Origin of the sequence: Oceanobacillus damuensis (genome assembly GCF_001618145.1) — a bacterium.
GTDB classification, from domain to species: Bacteria; Bacillota; Bacilli; order Bacillales; family Amphibacillaceae; genus Oceanobacillus; species Oceanobacillus damuensis.
In genome coordinates this window covers 1-821 of record NZ_LQNF01000068.1, presented here as the reverse complement: position 1 = coordinate 821, position 821 = coordinate 1, and the positions used below count along the sequence as shown (strand labels likewise).

The window sequence follows — 821 nt, the reverse complement described above, 5'->3', positions numbered from 1 at the left end:
CCTCGTGTTATTTAAGATGATGTTTATCGGATATTTTTATGGCATTCGTTCCGAACGTCAACTGGAAAAAGAAGTACAATTAAACGTAGCCTATCGTTGGTTTCTTGGGCTAAAGTTATCAGATCCAGTCCCTGATCATACAACGATTAGCTGGAACCGTCGCACCCGATTTAAAGATACGGATATTTTTCAAGAGATTTTCGATGAAATTCTACTGCAGGCAATGAATCACCGAATGGTCGGTGGTAGAGTCCTTTTTACTGATTCCACCCACTTAAAAGCAAACGCGAATAAACATAAATTCACGAGAGAAGAAGTTGAGGTAGAGACACGTGACTACATAGAAGAGTTGAACCACGCAATAGAGGAAGATCGTAAACAGCACGGAAAAAAGCCTTTAAAGGAAAGAGAGGAAGTGAACGAGAAAAAGACGATTCGTAAAAGTAATACCGATCCAGACAGTGGTTTTATGTCTCGCGATCAAAAACAGGAAATGTTTTGTTACTTAGACCATCGGACAACAGATATGAAATTTAATATTATTACAGATGCCTACGTCACCCCAGGAAACGTACATGACTCTGTCCCATATTTAAAACGCTTGGATCGGCAAATAAAAAGGTTTAATTTCAATGTCGAAGCCGTTGCTTTAGATTCAGGTTATCTAACAAACCCAATTTGTAAAGGATTGTCAGACAGAGATATCTTTGGAGTAATCGCACATCGAAGGTACCACCCGACAAAAGGATTGTTTCCTAAATGGAAATTCATCTATGACAAAGACCAGGATAGTTATACTTGTCCCAATGGAGAAAAGTTAA

The 821-nt window shown here is 38.7% G+C and carries 1 protein-coding gene; it reads left to right on the top strand.

Annotated elements, in window-relative coordinates:
• Nucleotides 1-821 (top strand): IS1182 family transposase (locus tag A4245_RS19400; protein WP_157087780.1); only part of this gene is annotated, 821 nt, incomplete at both ends.